This is a genomic window from Bacillus sp. B28 (assembly GCF_029536185.1).
Classification (GTDB): Bacteria; Bacillota; Bacilli; order Bacillales; family Bacillaceae; genus Bacillus; species Bacillus halotolerans.
Genome location: NZ_CP120511.1, coordinates 995,786 through 1,015,336, shown reverse-complemented (window position 1 = coordinate 1,015,336; position 19,551 = coordinate 995,786). Strand labels below are relative to the sequence as shown.

Sequence of the window (19,551 nt, the reverse complement as noted above, 5' to 3'; positions counted from 1 at the left end):
AAAGCCGCACAAGTTATGCGGCTTTTTATCTGTTATTCAGCTTGCGGAAAGACACGTTGTACTGTTTGACTGAATTCATCAAAGAATCCTGCAATCGGATCACCATTTTGAATCCGTTCGCCATACCCCTGCATCCGATCAACAAAGTCTGGATTTGCAGAGACATAAACATTGTCCATGTTCTTATCAGTGTCTCTTACTTTATCGGAAATTTTCTTTTTCAGATCTTTTCCAACTTCTTTTTTCCCATTTGTTAATACAACTGCAACATACGCTTGATTTCCGGCAACAATCACATTCGCGTGTTTAACTTCTTTCATATCGGTAATTTTATCGGCTGCATCATCAGCAACTTCCAACTTACGGTTATCATTACCATTATTGTCATTACCATTATTCGTCATATTATTGTCAACGTTGTCACGGCTATCATTTGCATTGTTGATATTTCTTGTGCCATTATCATTTGCCGGATTGCGGTAGTTAACATTTTCAGGCTCTGCATTATCACGTCTGCCCTCACCCTGATTGGCCATACTGCAGCCAGTCATAAGCAAAGGGATAAGAAGCATGGACGCAAGGACTTGTTTTTTTCCAAGCATGTGAATTCCTCCTTTATCACTTTACTTATAGGTTTTTCTAATTGGCTCTAAATATGCATGAAAAAATAGCGGAAATGCTTTCCCGGGAAATAAAACGGTTAATTTGTCTAATCAGAGGGGAAAATATCAATACACTTATAAAGGAGGGATCACGTTGTTCAATCAGCGAAAAGGAATCAGTCCTACAGCCTTAGTTATCGGTTCAACTGTGCTTGTTGCTGCTTTATCCCCGCAGATCCGGCAAAAAATCAGCGGGTTTATTACAGGTCAAATGAACAACCGGAATGCTCAAAATAAGTCGTTGGATCTTTCTAATGTTGGAGGTATGATGAAACAGGCGTTTGGCGGAAATAATCAAGATCAATCTCAAAATCGTCAGCAAAATGGCCGGCAGCATCAGCATGCAGGCCAACAGCAAAGCCAACCTCAACAGCATCAGTCTCAGTCTAAGCAAAATCGTCAAACGGACACAACAACAGCCAGAAAAAGACAGCAGCAATATGCAGAGCCAATCCATTTCGAACAAAGCGCAATGAATGTAATGGATGACAACACTGTAATGGGAATGCTGGAAGACTTAGAACCCGGCCGTTAAAAAAAACGTGTAATCCTCCAATGGATTACACGTTTTAATATGACTAGGCTTCTTCCGCTTCGATCACATTGGATCGATCTTGGAATACACCAGAATCTATTTCCTTCGTAACTTTGCTGGTAATCAGGCCTGATGTCATACTTCCGCTGACATTCAGCGCAGTACGTCCCATGTCAATCAACGGTTCGATAGAGATTAGTAAACCGGCGAGCGCGACGGGCATATTTAACGCTGATAAAACGAGCAGCGCTGCGAATGTAGCTCCGCCGCCAACTCCGGCGACACCAAACGAACTGATGGCAACAACCGCGATCACTGAGATAATAAACGCCGGATCAAACGGATTTTGACCGATTGTCGGGGCAATCATCATCGCCAGCATAGCCGGATAAATCCCGGCACAGCCATTTTGGCCGATAGATAGCCCGAACGAGCCGGCGAAATTCGCAATTCCTTCCGGGACACCCAAGCTTCTTTGTGTTTTAATATTCAGCGGCAAAGCGCCTGCGCTTGATCGTGACGTAAATGCAAACACGAGTACAGGCAGCGCTTTTTTCAAATAAACAACCGGATTTAATCCGCTGATCGTCAGCAGAAGCAAGTGGATGATAAACATTACAATTAACGCGGCATATGAAGCAATGACAAACATACCCAGTTTCAAAATGCTGTCAATATCACTTGTCGCAATCGTTTTTGTCATAATGGCCAGCACACCGTAAGGCGTCAGTCTCAAAATGAGAGTAACAACACGCATGACAATGGCGTAAACAGCATCAATCAGTTTTTTGAACGTTTCAGCCTGTTCCGGCTGTTTCCGTCTCACACCTAGAAATGCAATGCCCAGAAAAGCGGCAAAAATAACGACTCCGATAGTTGATGTCGGTCTAGCCCCTGTAAAATCCAAAAACGGATTTCCAGGAAGCAGCTCAATCATTTGCTGCGGCAGTGTTTTCGCTGTCATCTCCTCTGATTTCTGTTCAAGCTCCTGTCCTCTAGAAAGCTCTGTATTTCCTTGATCAACCTGAATCGCATGAAGATCAAAGGAAAGGGCGGACGCAATACCAACCGCCGCGGCTACCGCTGTAGTCGCAACCAAAATCCCGATAATCAAACCGCTGATTTTCCCGAGATTTTTTGTCAGCTTCATCTTTGTAAAAGCGCCTAGAATGGAAATAAAAACAAGCGGCATGACAATCATCTGAAGCAATTTGACATATCCGCCCCCGACAATATTAAACCAGTCGGCTGTTTGAACCACAATGTTTGAAGTCGGACCGTATATCAGCTGAAGCGCAAATCCAAAAACGATCCCCAGCCCCAGGGCAGTAAACACACGTTTTGAAAAAGAAACATGTTTCTTCTGCATGGCAAATAGCCCAATAATGAGTAAAAGTAAAATAAATACGTGCAAAATGACTAGCAAAGTCTCCAATTGAGGCAAACTCTCCCTTCAAAATTTTTCTTATATACTATATTACACAAATTCCGATAGTTCAAGTAAGAATTATTCCAGCATCAATATTTTGATAAAAAAACCCAATGAATACCGTTTTTGTTCTTTTCATTACCCCCTTTCTTTAGTAACTTATATAAGGGTGATAATATTGCTGAAAGAACTGTTCGTAAATTTGACCATTTTAATCACATTTAATTATCTGTTCACCCACCTGTTTAAAGAAAGGTTAATACATAAAAAAGACCGCCTGTCCTTTCAGTTAATAAAAGGAACTGCCTGCGGTCTCCTCGGGGTTATTCTTATGAATTTTGGTTTGACGTATCACCATTCAATCATAGATTTTAGAAATATCCCTATTATGATCGCCGCTCTTTATGGAGGCTGGGTGTCTACAGCGACAGCTCTGATAATAATCGCAGCAGGCCGCATGCTGATCAGCTTGAATGAATCAGCGCTGTATTCCATGATTACAATTTGTATCGCTGCCGTGCTGTCACTTATTGCATCAAGGAGAGAAAAAGTTCAGCTGAAACACGTTCTGTTGCTTTTAATCATTTCAAATGGTTTCATCTCCTTTTTCTTCTATGTATTTGTTGATATCCATTCACTTAAGCTTCACTTTTACTTTTGGCTGATTTCAATTATCGGCGGCATGCTCAGCCTATATATTATCGAGCATGAAACAAATGCACATCTTTTATTTAAACAGTATAAGTTCCAGGCGCACTTTGACTTTTTGACAGGTATTTATAACCGCAGAAAGTTTGAAGAAATCACAAAAGACCTGTATCAACAGGCTGCACACACTCCATCTTTACAATTTTCGCTTATTTATATGGATATCGATCACTTTAAAACGATTAACGATCAATACGGCCATCATGAGGGGGATCAGGTTCTAAAAGAGCTGGGATCCCGACTAAAACAAAATATCCGCAACACTGATCCTGCCGCACGGATCGGCGGCGAGGAATTTGCCGTCCTCTTGCCAAATTGCACGCCTGAGAAAGCATTCCAAATCGCCGAACGGATCAGGCACTCGATTAGTCATACACCGATTGTATTAACAAACGGGGAAAAGCTTTCCGTTACGGCCTCACTGGGAGTAGCCCATTACCCCCGAAACACAGATAAGCCGGAAACCTTGCCGGTTCTTGCTGATCAAATGCTGTATAAAGCGAAAGAAAACGGCCGAAACAAAGTATGGTTTTCCAAAAAAAAGAATGAATTCATGTTTTGAATTCATTCTTCCAATCTGAAAGACGATGTAAAGGCAAAAAAGCGGGAACAAGCATCCCTTGATACTCTTTCTCTATAAATGCCGCTGTATCATCTGATTGATAGAGTTCAAGGATGGTTTGCAGTGTTTCGCGATCTCTGTCCTCAGCTCTGACAACAATTACATTCATATCTTCCTTCCCGGTTTGCCTGGCGCCCTTTAATGTATGCTTCTGCGGGTTCAGCCCCGCTTTTTTTGCGGCGGCTGTTTTCATCACAAACACGTCGGCTCCGCTCAATACATCCTGTTGGCGTACGGTTTTCAATTTCAAGTGTTTCGGATTATCTTTTATCACATCAATTGAACCGGTTCCATTAAATCCGTTCTTCAAAGTAAGCAAACCCGATTCCTGCAGCAGCGTAAGGGCTCGCCCAAAATCGAGCGCTTCATCCGGGACAGCAACAACAGCACCGCGCGGAATATCTTTGATTCGCTGATAACGTTTTGAATAAATGCCCATAGGCGCTATGTATGTCGTGCCGAGCGGCGCCAGTTTATGTTTGTATTTCTTTGAAAACGACTGAAAATATGAAATGGATTGAATAGCATTCGCATCAATCTCTTTGTTAGCCAGCGCAATATCTGATTCTGCATAATCAGAGAATGGAATCAGCTGAATATCAAGCCCTTCCGCTTCAGCCTTTTTTACAATATAGTTCCATATCGCTTCGTCCGACTCAGCAATTCCAATTTTTATCGTTTCATGTTCTGCAGACGGTGAGCATGCAGTAAATGAAATGAAAAGAATAAGAATCAAACTGCATACAAGCCACTTTTTCATTGTGACACCATACTCCTATCTATTTATTAGAGCATGCAAGCAATATCAGACATAAAAATCAGACGCTCTTCGTTGATAAACGTTGTCATTTGTAACATTGGTTAACTTTACCTTACTCATATCAGATAGGGTTGTCAATTACTATTACCCTGCCTTTCCGTAAAGAGATATTAAAGTAAAAAGTCCTGCAAACATATGATCACGTATCGAAAAAACAGATACATTTCGGCAAATAAATATCAAAATGAAAAATAATATGTTATTTTCCGAAAAAAGTTTCGTTTAACAGTTGTTTTTTCTCAAAATTACTGGTAGAGTAAAGGTAATTATTTTTGTTCGAACTATCTTTAAGAAGAAAGTTTTGTAAGAGTTTTCGTCTTGGAAGTTTGTTTTAGAGCAAGAATAGTGAATTTAAGCGTTATGATCGCTTTAGGAGGAAATTTCATGTTAGAAGGTAAAGTAAAATGGTTCAACTCTGAAAAAGGTTTCGGATTCATCGAAGTAGAAGGTCAAGACGATGTATTCGTTCATTTCTCTGCTATTCAAGGCGAAGGCTTCAAAACTTTAGAAGAAGGCCAATCAGTTTCTTTCGAAATCGTTGAAGGAAACCGTGGACCACAAGCTGCTAACGTTACTAAAGAAGCGTAAGCATAAATTGATAATAAAAACTGCAGGTGCACGCCTGCAGTTTTTATTTTAAAGAAAAAGCTGTTTTGCTTATGCAAAACAGCTTTTTTCATTAGTTCGCAATATCCCGTTTCATAAAGATTCCGAAAGCAAGCAACAGGAAGACGACAAAGTAAATCGCCAGCATCACAATAGAGAAAGTCGTTGTCATCCCTTCCACTAACGGTGTTCCCTCTACATACTGCATCAGATTAACATTGGCAAATAAAATATACTTCGCCCAGTCAAACTTCATCGCTATAAATGCAGTGGCTGTCGTGCCCGTTACCAATAAGAAGATGGAAAACCCTACAGCAAGAGAGCTGTTTCTAAATACTGCGGACAGCATAAATGCCATCGTAGCCAGCATTAAAGCCGCAACAGATTCTGAGAGATACGTTTTGGCCAAATATCCCAGCATGTTTTGTTCCAATACATGACCGTCCTTATAAATTAAATGAACATTCGCGGCAGTGTCCCCGCCTGTTCCGAAAAAGACCAGTCCCAGCAAAGTTGAACCCATAAATAAAATAAACAGCAATAAGAAACCAAATAAAAGAACGGTTATATATTTTGAAAGCAGAATTTGAAAACGGCTGAGCGGCCGGATCATCAACAGCTTAACCGTACCCCAGTTAAATTCGTTTGCGACGATGCCAGCTGCGATTATAATCGTGAACAGCCCAGTAAGGATTGTAAAACCGGCAGAATCCGTTACATAAGACCAAACGGTATATCCAGTGTCACTCGGGATATTATGTTCAATGCGATAGTTATTGATTGTGATCGTTTCTTCATATTGTCCTTTCAGGGAAGGATCTTCTTTCATTGCCTTCTTCAAATCAGCATTTTGTGCTTGAAGCGTTTCTTTCCACTTCGGATTTGCTTCATCGGTCGAAAAGTGGTTTGTTAAAAATGCCCACCCGATCATTGTCAAAGCAAGAATTCCGATCATCACCCATGTTCCGACACGGCTGAAAATTTTGATCCACTCATTATAAATCAAATTAAGCATGTTGAACCTCCTCTTTTGCTTCGCCTGTGATTTCTAAGAAACGGTCCTCTAATGATTTTGTAATCACTTTGACTTCATAAATACGGATTTGCTGCATGACCAGCAATTCAATGACTGCAGGGACGTCCTCTTTAGCCAGTTTGATTTCCAAACCGTTTGTCTTGATTACCGAATCATATTCTTTTAGAATCGCAGCAGCTTCCTTCGGCTGCTCCACATGGAAGAAATATGTATCCTTTTCATCAGTTATTTCATCTCTTACATTCTGAATGTCGATAAGCTTTCCTTTTTGAATAATCGCAATTCGGTCACACATCAGTTCCATTTCTGACAGCAGATGGCTTGATACGATGACAGACATTCCTCTTTCTCGCGTCAGCTTCTTTAAATGGTCCCTGATTTCTCTGATTCCCGCCGGATCAAGGCCGTTTGTCGGTTCATCCAAAATCAGCACTTTCGGATCGTGCAGAAGGCATTGTGCCAAGCCGAGACGCTGTCTCATTCCCAGAGAGTAGGTTTTCACTTTATCATGGATTCTTTCTTTGAGGCCTACCAGTTCTACCACTTCATCAATTTTTTCCTTCGTGACACCCTTTACCATCCTTGCGTATTGCTGGAGATTTTTATATCCGCTTAAGAATTTATACAGCTCTGGATTCTCTACAATAGCCCCGATATGTTTGATTGCCTTGGCATAATCTTTCGTGATTGATTGGCCGCAAATGAGCACATCGCCTTGTGATAGCTTCATTAAACCGACCATCATTCTGATTGTCGTCGTTTTCCCTGCTCCGTTCGGTCCCAGAAATCCAAATACTTCGCCTTCGCGAATCGAAAAGCTCAGATGATCAATGATCGTCCGGCCTCTGATGTTTTTTGTCACATTTTTTAATTCCAATACTGTTTTCATCAAATTCCTCCTCTTTCTAGTAAACTTCCATATTCGTTTTAAACCATTGCAGCACGGACATACCTTCCTGCTCGCGAATCTCTTCCACATCACGCTGCGCCATTTTTTCTCCGTCGGCGAGCACGATGACCTCGTCAAGCAGGATTTCAATTTCATCAATTTCATGTGTCGCAATGACAACGATCTGCTGCTCAAAATCAATATAAGAAACGAGGCTGTTTACGATTGAATCCCTGACCATTGGATCAAGACCGGAAAAAGGCTCGTCCAGCAGAATGACGGAAGCTTTTCTTGATAGTGCCAGCACAATTTTAAGACGGCCTCGATTCCCCTTGGAAAGCTGCTTTATCTTTTTTTTAGGCTTCAGCTGCATTTCCTCAAGCAGCTGATAGGCTTTTTCCATCTGAAAGTCAGGGAACTGTGATTCGTAAAAATCGAGCATATCTTTCACCGTAAATCCGGGATAAAACATGTCTAACTCTGTTAGATAAGCCGTCTGCTTGATCATGTCTCTTGTTACAGGCTGTTCACCCGCTTGCACTGAACCTGAAGTAGGAAACATCAATCCGGCGATTAATTTCAAGGTTGTCGATTTCCCGCTGCCATTCGAGCCCAAAAAACCGTAAATTTTTCCCGGATATAAAGTGAAGGATATATTGTTTAGCGCCGTGTGGCCGCCGTATCTCTTAGACACATTGTCAAATACAATATTCATTCCTGTCCTCCTTCCGTGTATTTTTTAATGCCTGCCAGCATTTCTTCTTTTGTTAATCCCAGCTCTGCCATTTGATGAATAAAGCTTTCAAACACTTCACGGATAAGCCTCTCTTTCAGTTCATCCACGATTTCAGCTTTTTCAGCGATAAACGTCCCTTGCCCTCTTCTTGTCTCCACAATTCCCAGCCTTTCCATTTCACTGTAGGTTCTTTGAATCGTATTCGGATTTACTTTTGTTTGAATTGCCATTTCTCTGACAGACGGCAGCTTGTCTCCGGGAACAAGCTCCTGTCTGACCAGCCTATAAAAGATTTGATCAGCAATTTGCAAATAAATCGGTTTAGAGGATTGAAAGTCTTGTCTCATGTTCTCTACACCTCAACTTTTCGCTGCAGGAGCCTGGAAGCCAGAAAAAGAAATACAGCTGCCAAAACCAGCATGACAATAATAGACGGATATGGAAGATGAAAGATGTTTAATTCCACGCTCCACCCTAACGATCCCTTGTATGTAAAACCGACATCTCCATACGTTGTGAAATAATACAGTTTATCCAGCGGTGTCAGCCAAGGCATGATCAAATGGTCCTCTGCATAAAACCACCCTATCCCCAGTAACATACAAATGAACCAGCGAAACCGCCAGATGAGGGAAGAACTCGATTTTAAAGAATGAAACACATTCCACAGCAGGATCACCGCACAGGAAAGATAAGCAGTAAATACCAGCCCATAAAGATTAAAGATCAGTATAGTGCCTGCAAGCGGAACTTGATCAGCAATGAGCGTTTTTGAGTTAAGGTATTGATAAAGAAAGACTCCGTAAACTGAAATCAAAAACTGAAAAATAAATTGATAGACAAGACCGGCAGTCAGTTTCGAGAGTAAAAGCGCGGCTGCGCCGTTCGGATTATATAACCATAGCTGGTTTTTCCCCTCTACACGAAGACTATTGTAGATCAGCAAAGGAGCTAAAAACACTTGAAAAATGGCAAGCATTACCCAGCATCCAAAAGCAGCTAAAGGTTCTTCAGTCAATCGTTCTAATAAAAAGCTTCCGGCAGCTAAAAGTATGACTGCACCGAGACATGCAAAAAACCGCATTATTGACAGTCTCAAATCCTTTTTTACTAAACCCCAAAACGGTTTCATTGTTTTTCCTCCTAAAAACACTCATGAAGTGTATGACTCAAATAGTACACTAGAACTTTTTGAAATACAACATATTCCATGGATTTATTTTATAAAAAACCAAGTTTTATGCATTTAAACAGCATAAAAAAAGCAAACCCGCCATGAGTAAACGGATTTGCCTTTGATATTATTTCTTTTTATTTTTCATGGAGAGCAGCGCATCACGATAACTGCTGTCCTGCATTTTGTCACTTTGTTCAGTGACCTCTTTGTCTTTCTGATCTTCCTCAGAATGCTTAAACTTTTGAAGCGCCTGCCTGTAGAAGTCATCCCCAATTGAGTCACTTTTCTCTTTTTCAGAGTCAGTTTTTACAACGGCTGGGACATGCTCAGCAGCCCTTGCTTCAGCAGGGTATTGTGCTTCGTTTTCTTCCTCTTCTGGAGGGGCGATTTTTTCAGCTGATTCTCGCTTCTCGAGTCCAGCAGAGGCGTTGCGGACGTTATACGTGATAAGGCCCGCAATCACAATGACAGCAGCAATAATTGCTATAATAATGGCCATTTTAACCTCTCCTTACTGTCCGGCTGTTAAGTTTCCTGTGACTTGGCTGACGCGTCTTCCTAATGCGCGGCCCAGCTGGATACCTTCCTCAGACATTAACTCATCACTGTCTACCGGGCAAGTGACGCCCGCTCCGTAGTAAGAACCGTACAGCGCGTTTTCAGGCACATTGCCAGGTAAACCGACAACAATCATCCCTTGGTGGAACATTGGCGTGATTAAGTTGTGCATTGTCATTTCCAAGCCGCCGTGTGTTGTTGCCGTTGTGCAGAATACTGCGCCGACTTTGTTGATCAGCTCGCCTTCAGCCCATAAGTAGCCGAGTCTGTCGATCCAAGTTTTCAAACCTGCACTGATTGTTCCGAAATGCCCGGGGCATCCCCAAATAATCGCGTCCATGTCTTTAAGCTGGCGGATATCCGCCTGATCTACGTGGTCGATGAATACTTCAGCCGCGTCGTTTTCCCGAGCGCCTTCAGCAATCGCTTCTGCCAATACCTTTGTATGTTCGCCTTCACTGTCATACACTACATAAATTTTCATTCAGGAAACCTCCCTGTACAGTTTAAGATTCCTTAACTTCTTTTGGAGCCGGAAGCAATGAAAGCTCCTCTTTTTTCTTTTTCTCCGCACGCAATTTATCTTTTCTGACATCACGCAGGAAAAGACTGAGAATCACACCTGCCACACAGAATAATGTCGCCCACATAAAGGCGTCATTAATCCCCATGACGTTTGAATCGAGTGTCGCGTGTTTATAAATATGTGAGTAAACATACGTTTTCGCTGTTTCATAAGGCACATTCATATTCACCATTATATTCGAAACTGCATTTTGGAACGCATGGAGGAAGTTCGGGTCCGCCGTGCTTGTTTTATCTGCAATTTGTGAATAATGGAATGTCGTGCGGTTTGTATAAATCGTCGTAATTAAGCTTGTTCCAATTGATCCGCTGATTTGGCGGAGCGTGTTGCTCATCGCCGTTCCGTGACTGTTCAGACGGGCAGGAAGCTGGTTCATCCCGGCTGTCATGACAGGCATCATTAAGAGTGACATACCGAATGCGCGAATTGAGTATACAAGCATAATGTGTGTATACGGTGTATCGATGGTCAATTGCGTATATTGGAATGTTGTCACCACTGTCACGACCAGACCGATAATCGCAAGCGGTCTCGGGCCGAATTTATCAAACAAAATACCAGAGATCGGTGACATGATCAGCATCACGATCGCACCTGGAAGCAGAAGCAGACCGGATTGAAGCGCCGTAAATCCGACCAGATTTTGCAGATAGATCGGTAACAGGAACATACCAGTGTAAAGTGCCACTGTAATAATGATATTAATAACACTTGAGAGTGAGAAAATGTCGTATTTAAACACTCTGAAATCAAGCATCGGATCATCATGGCGCAATTGCTGAACAACAAAAGCAATAATTGCAATGACGCCGATTATAACTGTAGACAGTACAACCGGGTCGGTCCAGCCGTCAGAACCCGCTTCACTGACTCCGTATAATAAGGATGCGAAACCGACAATTGAGAGGATCGCTCCAAGTGTGTCGAGTTTGATTTTTTGCGGCTCCACCAGATTCTTAAAGATGAAGAAAGCCACGATGATAACAATTGCGCCGACCGGCACAAGTCCGTAAAACATAATGCGCCATGTGTAATGCTCAATAATCCACCCAGAAAGAGTCGGGCCGACCGCTGGAGCAAACATCATCGCAAGTCCGAAAATCCCCATTCCTTTCCCCCTGCTTTCAGGCGGGAAGATTAACAGAATGGTTGTCATAACGAGCGGCTGCAAGATACCTCCGCCCACGGCCTGGATCAAACGGCCGATCAGCATTACAGAGAAGTTAGGTGCGATACCGCAGACTAACGTACCGAGCGTAAAACAGAACATGGCGACGAGAAAGAGACTCCGTTGGCCAAAACGTGTAATCAGGAAGGCAGATAACGGAATCAATACGCCGTTAACAAGCATGTAACCTGTTGTCAGCCACTGAATCGTCGTTGCACTTACGCCAAATTCTGTCATTAAGTGCGGCATTGCGACGTTAAGCAATGTTTGGTTTAGTATTGCCAAAAACAAACCCGCCATTAGCACAATCAGCAATGTCATAGGGCTTTTTGTATTTTTTTCTTTGCCTGTAGCCATCTAAGACAACCTCCTTTCATGGTTTGATGACTGATCTGTTTTACTCAGAAATCTTAACAGATGCATTCATACCTGGAAGCACCTTATCAGATGGGTTTTTAATTGAAATTTTAACAGGAACTTTTTGCGTTACTTTTGTGTAGTTTCCGCTTGAATTTGTAGATGGAAGCATATCAAAAGTTGAGTTCGTCGCATAGCCAATTTCTTCTACAGTACCGTCAAAAGTTGTATCAGGATCTCCGTCAACGACTACGTCTACACTATTTCCTACTTCAATATCCGCAATATCTGTTTCTTTAATATTTGCTGTGATGTACAGGTTGTCCATGTCAATCGTTTGCGCAATTGTTGTACCAGCCTGTACGGTTTGTCCGTTTTTCACTTCGTTTTTCACAATTGTTCCATCCATGATGGATTTCACATCAACAGTTTGTTCACCTTTGATTTTTGCAACTGTGTCGCCTTTTTTCACTGTTTTTCCTTCTTCAAGATCCCAATCGGATACTTTACCTGCTGCTGGAGCTGAGATAGCTGCCATATCGCCGGCTACTTTTGCTTCATCTGTTTTTACGTAGTTTGTGCTTTGATAATAGTAGTAAGCACCTCCGCCTATAATTGCAAGAACAACAATCAAACCGATAATGTTGGTCAGAATTAAACGTCCTCTGTTCATTTTGTTTTTCTCCTTTCGTTTCTTCCTCTATCATTTTGTGGAAAGCTGGTGAAAATATGTGGGAAGTTTTCAATTACCGCTTTTTTCTGCACAGCCTTCAGCGAGTTTTGATAAACTCCCGGCAAGCTTACGCAAATATTGAAGCTGAGACGTGTCAAGCTTCTGATACAGGCTCGCGCCCATTTTTGCGTATTGCACAGCGGCTTTCTGTAAAAGTTCTTCCCCCTCTTCGGTTAACTGAATCATGACGATACGGCGGTCATCCGGACTGTCATATCGATTCATCAATTGCCGGTTATATAGGATATCGGTCATCCGGGTCACAGAAGCAGGTTTAAGATCAAGAGACATGGCCAGCTTGCTGAGCGGCGTGCTTCCGCTTTGATGAATTTTAAACATCAGTAAATATTGAAGGACTGTAATATCAAAAGGCTCAAGCACAATCTCCAATATCTTCTTCTGTTTTTTATAGATAGACCGAGACGTATCGAAGAGCTGTTCAAAAGTGAGCAAAGCACGTTCTGATTCAGTCAACTCCTTTTCACCTCATTCCTCAATAATAGTTCACAAGATAAAATATTAATAAATGAAAGAAGATTTGTCAAAGGAAAAATTCCTTTTTTCTTCTTATTTTTTTCGTAATCGCTTTCTTACTTTTTTTAAATAAAAAAAAGCCCTGAAATGGGCTCTTCACTAGGATAATTGATGGCTGATGCCAGTTTCTTCATTTCTAAAAAAGTTCTTCAGCGCCTGAAAAACGTCTGACTTCTGTTTTAAAATATAGTATTTGAATTTCTCGTCTTTCACATTTTTATAAGCCGACATTAACGTCGAGTGTCTATTGTATTGATTGACCTCGCCATAACAGAACAAATTCGCTTTCTTCATAATATCATTCACCAATTTCACGCACCGGGCATTATCAGATGTGAGATTGTCGCCGTCGGAGAAATGAAAAGGGTAAATATTATAACGGGCGGGGCTGTATTTTTCATCGATCAGCTCAAGCGACTTTCGATATACGGAAGAACAGATTGTTCCGCCGCTTTCTCCCTTTGAAAAGAAATCTTCCTCAGACACAACTTTTGCTTCTGTATGATGGGCAATAAATTCAATTTCAACAGTTTCATATTTCGTCCGTAAAAAGCGGGTCATCCAGAAAAAGAAGCTTCTCGCCATGTACTTTTCCCACACGCCCATACTGCCGCTCGTATCCATCATTGCTAACACGACAGCTTTTGACTCAGGCTTCGTGACATCATTCCATGTTTTATATTTTAAGTCCTCCGGATAAATCGGATAGAAAGACGGCTTCCCTGTCATCGCGTTGCGTTTAAAAGCCGACATCATTGTTCTTTTCTTATCAATATTACCGGTTAACCCTGTTTTACGGATATCGTTAAACTCAATATCCGTGTGGATGATATCATCTCTTTCTTTTTGCTGAAGATTCGGAAGCTCTAATTCTTTGAAGAGCGCTTCTTCTAAATCCATTAGTGAAACTTCTGCTTCATAATAATCTTCGCCTGCCTGATCTCCGGCTCCCTGGCCTTTACCCGGCCCCTGCTTTTTGTCTGATCCGTCCCGGGCTACAACATCTCCAACCTGGCTGTCGCCGTCCCCTTGCCCTACATGTTTATTTTTATCGTAGTTATAGCGGATTTTATACTCATCCAGTGAGCGGATTGGAATTTTCACTACATCTTTGCCGTTAGACATAATAATGCTTTCCTCGGTTACGAGATCCGGGAGATTGTTTTTTATGGCTTCCTGTACTTTTTTCTGGTGGCGCTGCTGGTCATCGAAGCCTTTGCGATGGAGGGACCAGTTTTCCTCAGAAATCAAAAAATGGCCGCTGTCATTTTGGGACATGAATTCCCCTCCTTAACCATTTATGGTCGTGATACATACCTATTCCGGCTTGTGCCAGATTATGAAACAAGTCTTTCGAAAAGATTTATATTCATCTTATGCGCATCACTACAGTTAATTGACAAACTATTTAGAAAATGGTACAAAACAACCCGCCCTGTTCGGACGGGTCACTTGCTTATCGGTTCAGCAGGCTGCCGACGTATTTCAGCAGCTCATTGGCACTCGTCGAGTTGTAGCCGTGCTCATCAATTAAACGGGCGACGACTTCATTTACTTTCTTCAGCTGCTGCTCATCAGGCGTTTTCGTTGAGGTCGTAATTTTAACGACATCCTTCAAATCAGCAAACAATTTTTTCTGAATGGCTTCACGCAGTCTTTCGTGGGAATTGTAGTCAAACCGCTTTCCTTTTCTCGCATACGCGGATATGCGGATTAAGATTTCTTCGCGGAACGCTTTTTTCGCGTTTTCGGAAATGCCGATCTGTTCTTCAATCGATCTCATCAGCTTTTCGTCCGGATTCATTTCTTCCCCTGTCAAAGGATCACGCAGCTTATTTTTATTGCAATAAGCCTCTACGTTGTCGAGATAATTATCCATGAGCGTTTTGGCTGATTCTTCATATGAATACACAAACGCTTTTTGGACTTCCTTCTTCGCAATATCATCATATTCCTTACGTGCTGCGGAAATAAAATTCAAGTACCGCTCCCGATCCTCGTTTGAAATAGACGGATGCTGATCAAGTCCTTCTTTTAAAGAACGGAGAACATCAAGGGAATTGATCGACTCCATATTTTTTCTGATAATGGTTGAAGAAATGCGGTTGATCACGTAGCGCGGGTCAATTCCGCTCATCCCCTCATCATTATATTCTTTCTTCATGTCCTCAACGTCTACTGAATTAAAGCCTTCCACACTTTCTCCGTCATACAGTCTCATTTTCTTCACCAGATCAATATCAGACCGCTTCGGCTCTTTTAATCGGGTAAGGATTGAAAACATCGCGGCGACCTTAAGGGTGTGAGGAGCAATATGAACATCTGATACATCACTTTCTGCGATCATTTTTTCATAAATTCTTTCCTCCTCAGACACTTTTAAGTTATAAGGAACAGGCATCACAATAATTCTGGAGTGCAGGGCTTCGTTTTTCTTATTAGAAATAAATGAGCGATACTCCGTTTCATTCGTGTGAGCTACGATCAGCTCATCAGCAGAAATTAACGCAAATCGCCCGGCTTTAAAATTCCCTTCCTGTGTCAGTGAGAGCAAATGCCAGAGAAACTTCTCATCACATTTCAGCATCTCCTGAAACTCCATCATGCCTCGGTTCGCCTTGTTCAGCTCTCCGTCAAACCGGTAGGCGCGCGGATCAGATTCAGAACCGTACTCGGCAATGGTTGAAAAATCAATACTTCCCGTCAAATCGGCAATATCCTGAGATTTCGGGTCAGACGGGCTGAAGGTGCCGATTCCCGTACGCTTATCCTCAGAAAAGAAGATCCGCTCCACCCTCACATCTTCAATACGCCCTCCGTACTCTTCCTCCAGCCTCATCACATTTAATGGTGAAAGACTTCCTTCTATTCGAATGCCGTATTCTCTGTAAAAATCCTCCCGCAAATGATGGGGGATTAAATGAAGGGGGTCCTCGTGCATCGGGCAGCCTTTAATCGCGTATACAGCACCATTATCCGTCAGCGTGTACGCTTCAAGACCTTTTTTGAGCATCGTGACCAGCGTTGATTTACCGCCGCTCACAGGGCCCATTAAAAGCAGAATCCGCTTTCTGACATCAAGCCTTTTCGCTGCCGGATGAAAATATTCTTCCACAAGGCGCTCGAGGGATTCTTCAAGCCCGAACAGCTCGCGGTCAAAAAAGCTGTACTTCTTCCGTCCGTCAATCTCCTCTATCCCGCTGTCTTTTATCATATTAAAAACACGAGAATGAGCAGATTGCGCGACCATTGGATTTTCTTTAATAATCTCCAAATAATCAGCGAATGTTCCTTCCCATTTCAGACGCTGCTCTTCCTCTCTGTACTTTTCAATTTTCTTTAATATATCCATAAGGACCTCCTCTATCATGTTTGATGCGCTGTGCAAAAAAAGGTACTTTGATACAATCTATGCCGTCAGCTCGTGATACATGCTTTGGTTTCTTAAAAATAAAGATACCTTATACAGCGTTGACAAGGCAGACTGCGTGCGTTCATAATAAAGAAAATACAGAATCATCCAGACTCGGACAGCAGGAAAAATTGAAGAGGGGGAGAGACGGTGAAAACAATCATCATGATGGGAGTCATTGTCACTTTTTTAGTATCAATTTTTACCTCAGGGTACGATAGCAAGCCGGGAAAAGAATAAAAAGAAAAGGGTGCTCCCTCCTGAGAGCACCCTTTTTCTTTGTAACAGAACAATGTTTTACAACTTAATTCTTTTCATCATTTTTGAATGCTGATCGCATTCGCATTTGTTTTCAAACTCAACTGTGCCGATTTTACAGCCTGGCCCGATAACGACTTCTTTCCCTCTGACAACCGCCGCCTCGGTATTTTCCAAATAGATTTTATCTCCTTCAATTAGCTCCGCAGTTAGTTTCGCTTTTTTTCGCGCAAAAAAACGCGCACGTTTTTTTACTGTAATGGACGTTCCGCCTATTTCCCGGACCCGGCTGGCATCATGACTTAATCGGATATCAATCTCGCCTGCATTCAACAAACCTGTTACGTCCACACAGCCAGTGATATGAAACGATTCGGTTTCACAATCGCCTTTCACGCTGAGCTTTCCTTTTGCTTCGCACGAATCCCCTGCCATATTGCCGCCGACCTCAGTCAGACCCTTCAGCTTCAATCGGCCAACATGAAGAGCGCCTCTGACTTGCATCGTCCCATATATACTGATTTTGTCCGCAGTCAAATCGCCTTCAAACTCGCTTTCTCCGAATACTTTCAGCCGTTCAGTCTCCGCGTTCCCGAGAAAACGGCCTGTGCCGTATATGCGGCAGCCTGCAGCGGACAGTCCTTCTCCAACCGTACCTTCACCTTTGATGCTGACATGGTGATAGGCGCCTCCCGCAGCGTGCCCGGCACCATATAATTTTAAATTCCCTAATTTTACTGTTTCCATATGATCCTCCTTACATTCTTGTGTACGTGCCTACCGAAGCGTTCGGATCACAAGTATAATCGCCGCTGTATTCCACGGTCTCAATCCGGCAGTTCGGACCGATTTTCACTGTATTTCCCCGCACAGTCTTGGCGTTCGTATTTGTCAGCTCAATCACGTCCCCCTCGATCAGTTCAGCCGTTAACACAGGGGTCGGCATCAGCTTCAGCAATGTCAGCATCCCTTTTCTGCCCGTCACTTGAAGATGGCGGCAGCCGATTTCCCGCACATAACTCTCTCCGGAAGAAAGCTTGATATTCACCTGATCAGCATTTAAAAGGCCGCTGACTTTGCATTTGCCTTCGGTCTGAAATGTTTCCGTTTCACAATCAGCTTCCATGACCGCCTTTCCGGTGATCACAATGTCATCAGCCTTGACTGTTCCGCCAAATGTTGACGATCCCGCAACCTTCAATTGTTTAGCGGCGGTATCACCTTGAATAAAGCCTGTTCCATTCATGCGGATGGATTCTGCTTCAACATCCCCATGAATTTTCCCTGAACCGCTGATGGTTACTGTTTTTGCCTTGACGCTCCCATCCGCTTTACCGGTCCCGTTAAATGAAAAAGAGTCACACTCCACGTCTCCGGCCACGGTTCCGCTGCCATTAATCTCAACTGATTGAAATTTTCCGCCCTTTGAACTCCCTGTACCGTTTATCACCAGATTATCCATTATTTCCATTGATGGCCCTCCTGCATATATTTTGTCTTTAGTTCCTCTGAAGCATTTGCTAAATCCACTCTTTCGACAATCTTGACGGACGACTCAAAAAGGATGCTGTCTGCGGCAGCCGCTATAAAACAAGTCGTTACACCCAGCTTGCGTAAAATGATCAGTTCCGTCTGCTTCTTGATCTCCGCTGTATCATACTTCCTCAATACCTCAGCAGCCATTTTCGCTTCTTCCAAGCTGACATTTCCGGATTGTAAAAGCCCTTCAAGCACATACAGCGACAACAGATCCCGAGAAGAAAACATCGTGTCTGCTCCGCCTTCTGAAAAGACATGGAGAGCCGGCTTTGATATCAAACCTTTCGTCAGCAATTCATCAGCTGTCATGCTCACATCCTTCATTTTCGGTGACAGCATCTCCCGCATCTCATCCAAAGACAAATTTTCTTTCATCTTTTGAATGATTGAAATGCGCTTTAAAATATCCTCTCTAGGAAAAAACGTCTCTTGCCCTGTAAATGTGGATTTACGTATAAACCATTCCTCAGGAATTAAATTTTTTCGTTTCCATCGATACAGCTGACCGTATGAGATGGATGTTTCTTCAAGCAATTCTTTTTTAGAGATTAATTGATCTTCCATAAGTCCAGCTCCTTTGATGGATACATTGTAACATAACACTGTTACGTTGTTAAGCCCAGAATAAAGTTCCATAACACAAAAAACCCGCCCATACACATGAGCGGGTTTTTCACTATTTTAAATCTCGGTAATTTTGCTGACGCAGCGCCTCATACACAAGAATTGCTGCGGTATTGGACAGATTTAGCGATCTGACATGCTCTGTCATCGGAAGACGCAGGCATCGGTCCATATTATTTTGAATTAATTCCTTTGGCAAGCCGCTTGTTTCTCTTCCGAACACAAAGAAATAATCCTCGTCAATATCCGTGTAGTCAAAAGATGTGTGCGGCTTTTGGCCGAATTTCGTGATAAAGAAAAACTGCCCTTTTTTATATGCCTCAAACAATTCTTCTAACGAGTCATGATACACTACGTTTACAAACTCCCAATAATCAAGTCCGGCGCGCTTCAGCATTTTATCATCTGTTGAAAAGCCGAGCGGACGAATCAGGTGGAGCGTTGTATCTGTTGCTGCGCAAGTACGTGCGATATTCCCTGTATTAGCAGGAATTTCTGGTTGATATAAAACGACATGTAATGCCACTGTGTTCACCTCTATTTTTCTTATCCGCCCATCATT

The 19,551-nt window shown here is 42.5% G+C and carries 21 protein-coding genes and 1 pseudogene; 3 read left to right on the top strand and 19 right to left on the bottom strand.

Translation table 11 applies throughout. The features are described from left to right. Positions 1 to 32: 32 nt before the first annotated feature. Positions 33 to 602, bottom strand: a complete 570-nt coding sequence (locus P3L57_RS04960; RefSeq protein WP_024120703.1) for a YhcN/YlaJ family sporulation lipoprotein — start codon at positions 600 to 602, stop codon at positions 33 to 35. A 154-nt stretch (positions 603 to 756) separates the two neighbouring features. Between P3L57_RS04960 and P3L57_RS04955 the strand changes: the two genes are divergently transcribed. After that, on the top strand, positions 757 to 1,197 hold the full coding sequence (locus tag P3L57_RS04955; protein WP_059293169.1) for a hypothetical protein: 441 nt from the start codon (positions 757 to 759) through the stop codon (positions 1,195 to 1,197). A gap of 43 nt (positions 1,198 to 1,240) precedes the next feature. Here P3L57_RS04955 and P3L57_RS04950 read toward each other — a convergent pair whose 3' ends face one another. Continuing rightward, complete coding sequence (locus tag P3L57_RS04950) at positions 1,241 to 2,632, bottom strand: L-cystine transporter (RefSeq protein ID WP_044156640.1); 1,392 nt, start codon at positions 2,630 to 2,632, stop codon at positions 1,241 to 1,243. 172 nt (positions 2,633 to 2,804) lie between these two features. On the opposite strand from P3L57_RS04950, the gene P3L57_RS04945 reads away from it, so the two are divergent. Continuing rightward, positions 2,805 to 3,896 carry a diguanylate cyclase DgcK gene (locus P3L57_RS04945; RefSeq protein WP_044156642.1) on the top strand — a complete coding sequence of 364 codons (1,092 nt, stop codon included), beginning with the start codon at positions 2,805 to 2,807 and terminating at the stop codon, positions 3,894 to 3,896. On the opposite strand, the gene P3L57_RS04940 is transcribed toward P3L57_RS04945, so the two are convergent. Next, entirely contained in the window at positions 3,886 to 4,716 is an 831-nt protein-coding gene (locus tag P3L57_RS04940; protein WP_069486292.1) for a MetQ/NlpA family ABC transporter substrate-binding protein, read from the bottom strand. The two genes, P3L57_RS04945 and P3L57_RS04940, sit on opposite strands and share 11 nt — an antisense overlap. A 444-nt stretch (positions 4,717 to 5,160) precedes the next feature. On the opposite strand from P3L57_RS04940, the gene cspB reads away from it, so the two are divergent. After that, positions 5,161 to 5,364 (top strand): cold shock-like protein CspB, encoded by a 204-nt coding sequence (gene cspB / locus P3L57_RS04935; protein ID WP_010333511.1) that lies wholly within the window; start codon positions 5,161 to 5,163, stop codon positions 5,362 to 5,364. A 91-nt stretch (positions 5,365 to 5,455) separates the two neighbouring features. Here cspB and P3L57_RS04930 read toward each other — a convergent pair whose 3' ends face one another. From P3L57_RS04930 to trmL, 16 genes and pseudogenes are all read right to left on the bottom strand, one after another. Next, positions 5,456 to 6,397, bottom strand: a complete 942-nt coding sequence (locus P3L57_RS04930) for an ABC transporter permease (RefSeq protein WP_069486291.1) — start codon at positions 6,395 to 6,397, stop codon at positions 5,456 to 5,458. Continuing rightward, entirely contained in the window at positions 6,390 to 7,307 is a 918-nt protein-coding gene (locus tag P3L57_RS04925) for an ABC transporter ATP-binding protein (protein WP_044156647.1), read from the bottom strand. The genes P3L57_RS04930 and P3L57_RS04925 overlap by 8 nt, the downstream gene beginning before the upstream one ends. A gap of 16 nt (positions 7,308 to 7,323) precedes the next feature. After that, positions 7,324 to 8,022, bottom strand: coding sequence for an ABC transporter ATP-binding protein (locus P3L57_RS04920; protein WP_069486290.1), 699 nt, complete (start codon positions 8,020 to 8,022; stop codon positions 7,324 to 7,326). After that, positions 8,019 to 8,390, bottom strand: coding sequence for a GntR family transcriptional regulator (locus tag P3L57_RS04915; protein WP_277617508.1), 372 nt, complete (start codon positions 8,388 to 8,390; stop codon positions 8,019 to 8,021). The genes P3L57_RS04920 and P3L57_RS04915 overlap by 4 nt, the downstream gene beginning before the upstream one ends. A gap of 5 nt (positions 8,391 to 8,395) precedes the next feature. Continuing rightward, the gene (locus tag P3L57_RS04910; protein ID WP_069486288.1) at positions 8,396 to 9,175 is read right to left on the bottom strand and encodes a hypothetical protein; all 780 of its coding nucleotides are present in this window, start codon (positions 9,173 to 9,175) and stop codon (positions 8,396 to 8,398) included. Between the two features lie 169 nt (positions 9,176 to 9,344). Then, positions 9,345 to 9,719: a hypothetical protein gene (locus P3L57_RS04905; RefSeq protein ID WP_044156652.1), complete on the bottom strand. Its 375-nt coding sequence runs from the start codon at positions 9,717 to 9,719 to the stop codon at positions 9,345 to 9,347. Positions 9,720 to 9,731: 12 nt separating this feature from the next. Then, positions 9,732 to 10,262 (bottom strand): NAD(P)H-dependent oxidoreductase, encoded by a 531-nt coding sequence (locus P3L57_RS04900; protein WP_044156653.1) that lies wholly within the window; start codon positions 10,260 to 10,262, stop codon positions 9,732 to 9,734. Between the two features lie 22 nt (positions 10,263 to 10,284). Continuing rightward, complete coding sequence (locus tag P3L57_RS04895) at positions 10,285 to 11,889, bottom strand: MFS transporter (protein WP_044156655.1); 1,605 nt, start codon at positions 11,887 to 11,889, stop codon at positions 10,285 to 10,287. 40 nt (positions 11,890 to 11,929) lie between these two features. Then, a pseudogene (locus P3L57_RS04890) lies at positions 11,930 to 12,596 on the bottom strand (biotin/lipoyl-containing protein). 35 nt (positions 12,597 to 12,631) lie between these two features. Then, entirely contained in the window at positions 12,632 to 13,096 is a 465-nt protein-coding gene (locus P3L57_RS04885) for a MarR family transcriptional regulator (RefSeq protein WP_044156656.1), read from the bottom strand. Between the two features lie 159 nt (positions 13,097 to 13,255). Beyond that, positions 13,256 to 14,434 (bottom strand): sporulation protein YhbH, encoded by a 1,179-nt coding sequence (gene yhbH, locus P3L57_RS04880; protein ID WP_059336478.1) that lies wholly within the window; start codon positions 14,432 to 14,434, stop codon positions 13,256 to 13,258. Positions 14,435 to 14,612: 178 nt separating this feature from the next. Then, on the bottom strand, positions 14,613 to 16,508 hold the full coding sequence (gene prkA / locus P3L57_RS04875) for a serine/threonine protein kinase PrkA (protein WP_024120689.1): 1,896 nt from the start codon (positions 16,506 to 16,508) through the stop codon (positions 14,613 to 14,615). Between the two features lie 357 nt (positions 16,509 to 16,865). Next, positions 16,866 to 17,573: a polymer-forming cytoskeletal protein gene (locus P3L57_RS04870; protein WP_059352593.1), complete on the bottom strand. Its 708-nt coding sequence runs from the start codon at positions 17,571 to 17,573 to the stop codon at positions 16,866 to 16,868. A 10-nt stretch (positions 17,574 to 17,583) separates the two neighbouring features. After that, positions 17,584 to 18,297: a bactofilin family protein gene (locus tag P3L57_RS04865; protein WP_059352592.1), complete on the bottom strand. Its 714-nt coding sequence runs from the start codon at positions 18,295 to 18,297 to the stop codon at positions 17,584 to 17,586. Beyond that, positions 18,288 to 18,929, bottom strand: coding sequence for a YhbD family protein (locus P3L57_RS04860; protein WP_069486287.1), 642 nt, complete (start codon positions 18,927 to 18,929; stop codon positions 18,288 to 18,290). The genes P3L57_RS04865 and P3L57_RS04860 overlap by 10 nt, the downstream gene beginning before the upstream one ends. Positions 18,930 to 19,041: 112 nt before the next feature. Further along, complete coding sequence (gene trmL / locus P3L57_RS04855) at positions 19,042 to 19,524, bottom strand: tRNA (uridine(34)/cytosine(34)/5-carboxymethylaminomethyluridine(34)-2'-O)-methyltransferase TrmL (RefSeq protein WP_081638260.1); 483 nt, start codon at positions 19,522 to 19,524, stop codon at positions 19,042 to 19,044. Between the last annotated feature and the right edge of the window lie 27 nt (positions 19,525 to 19,551).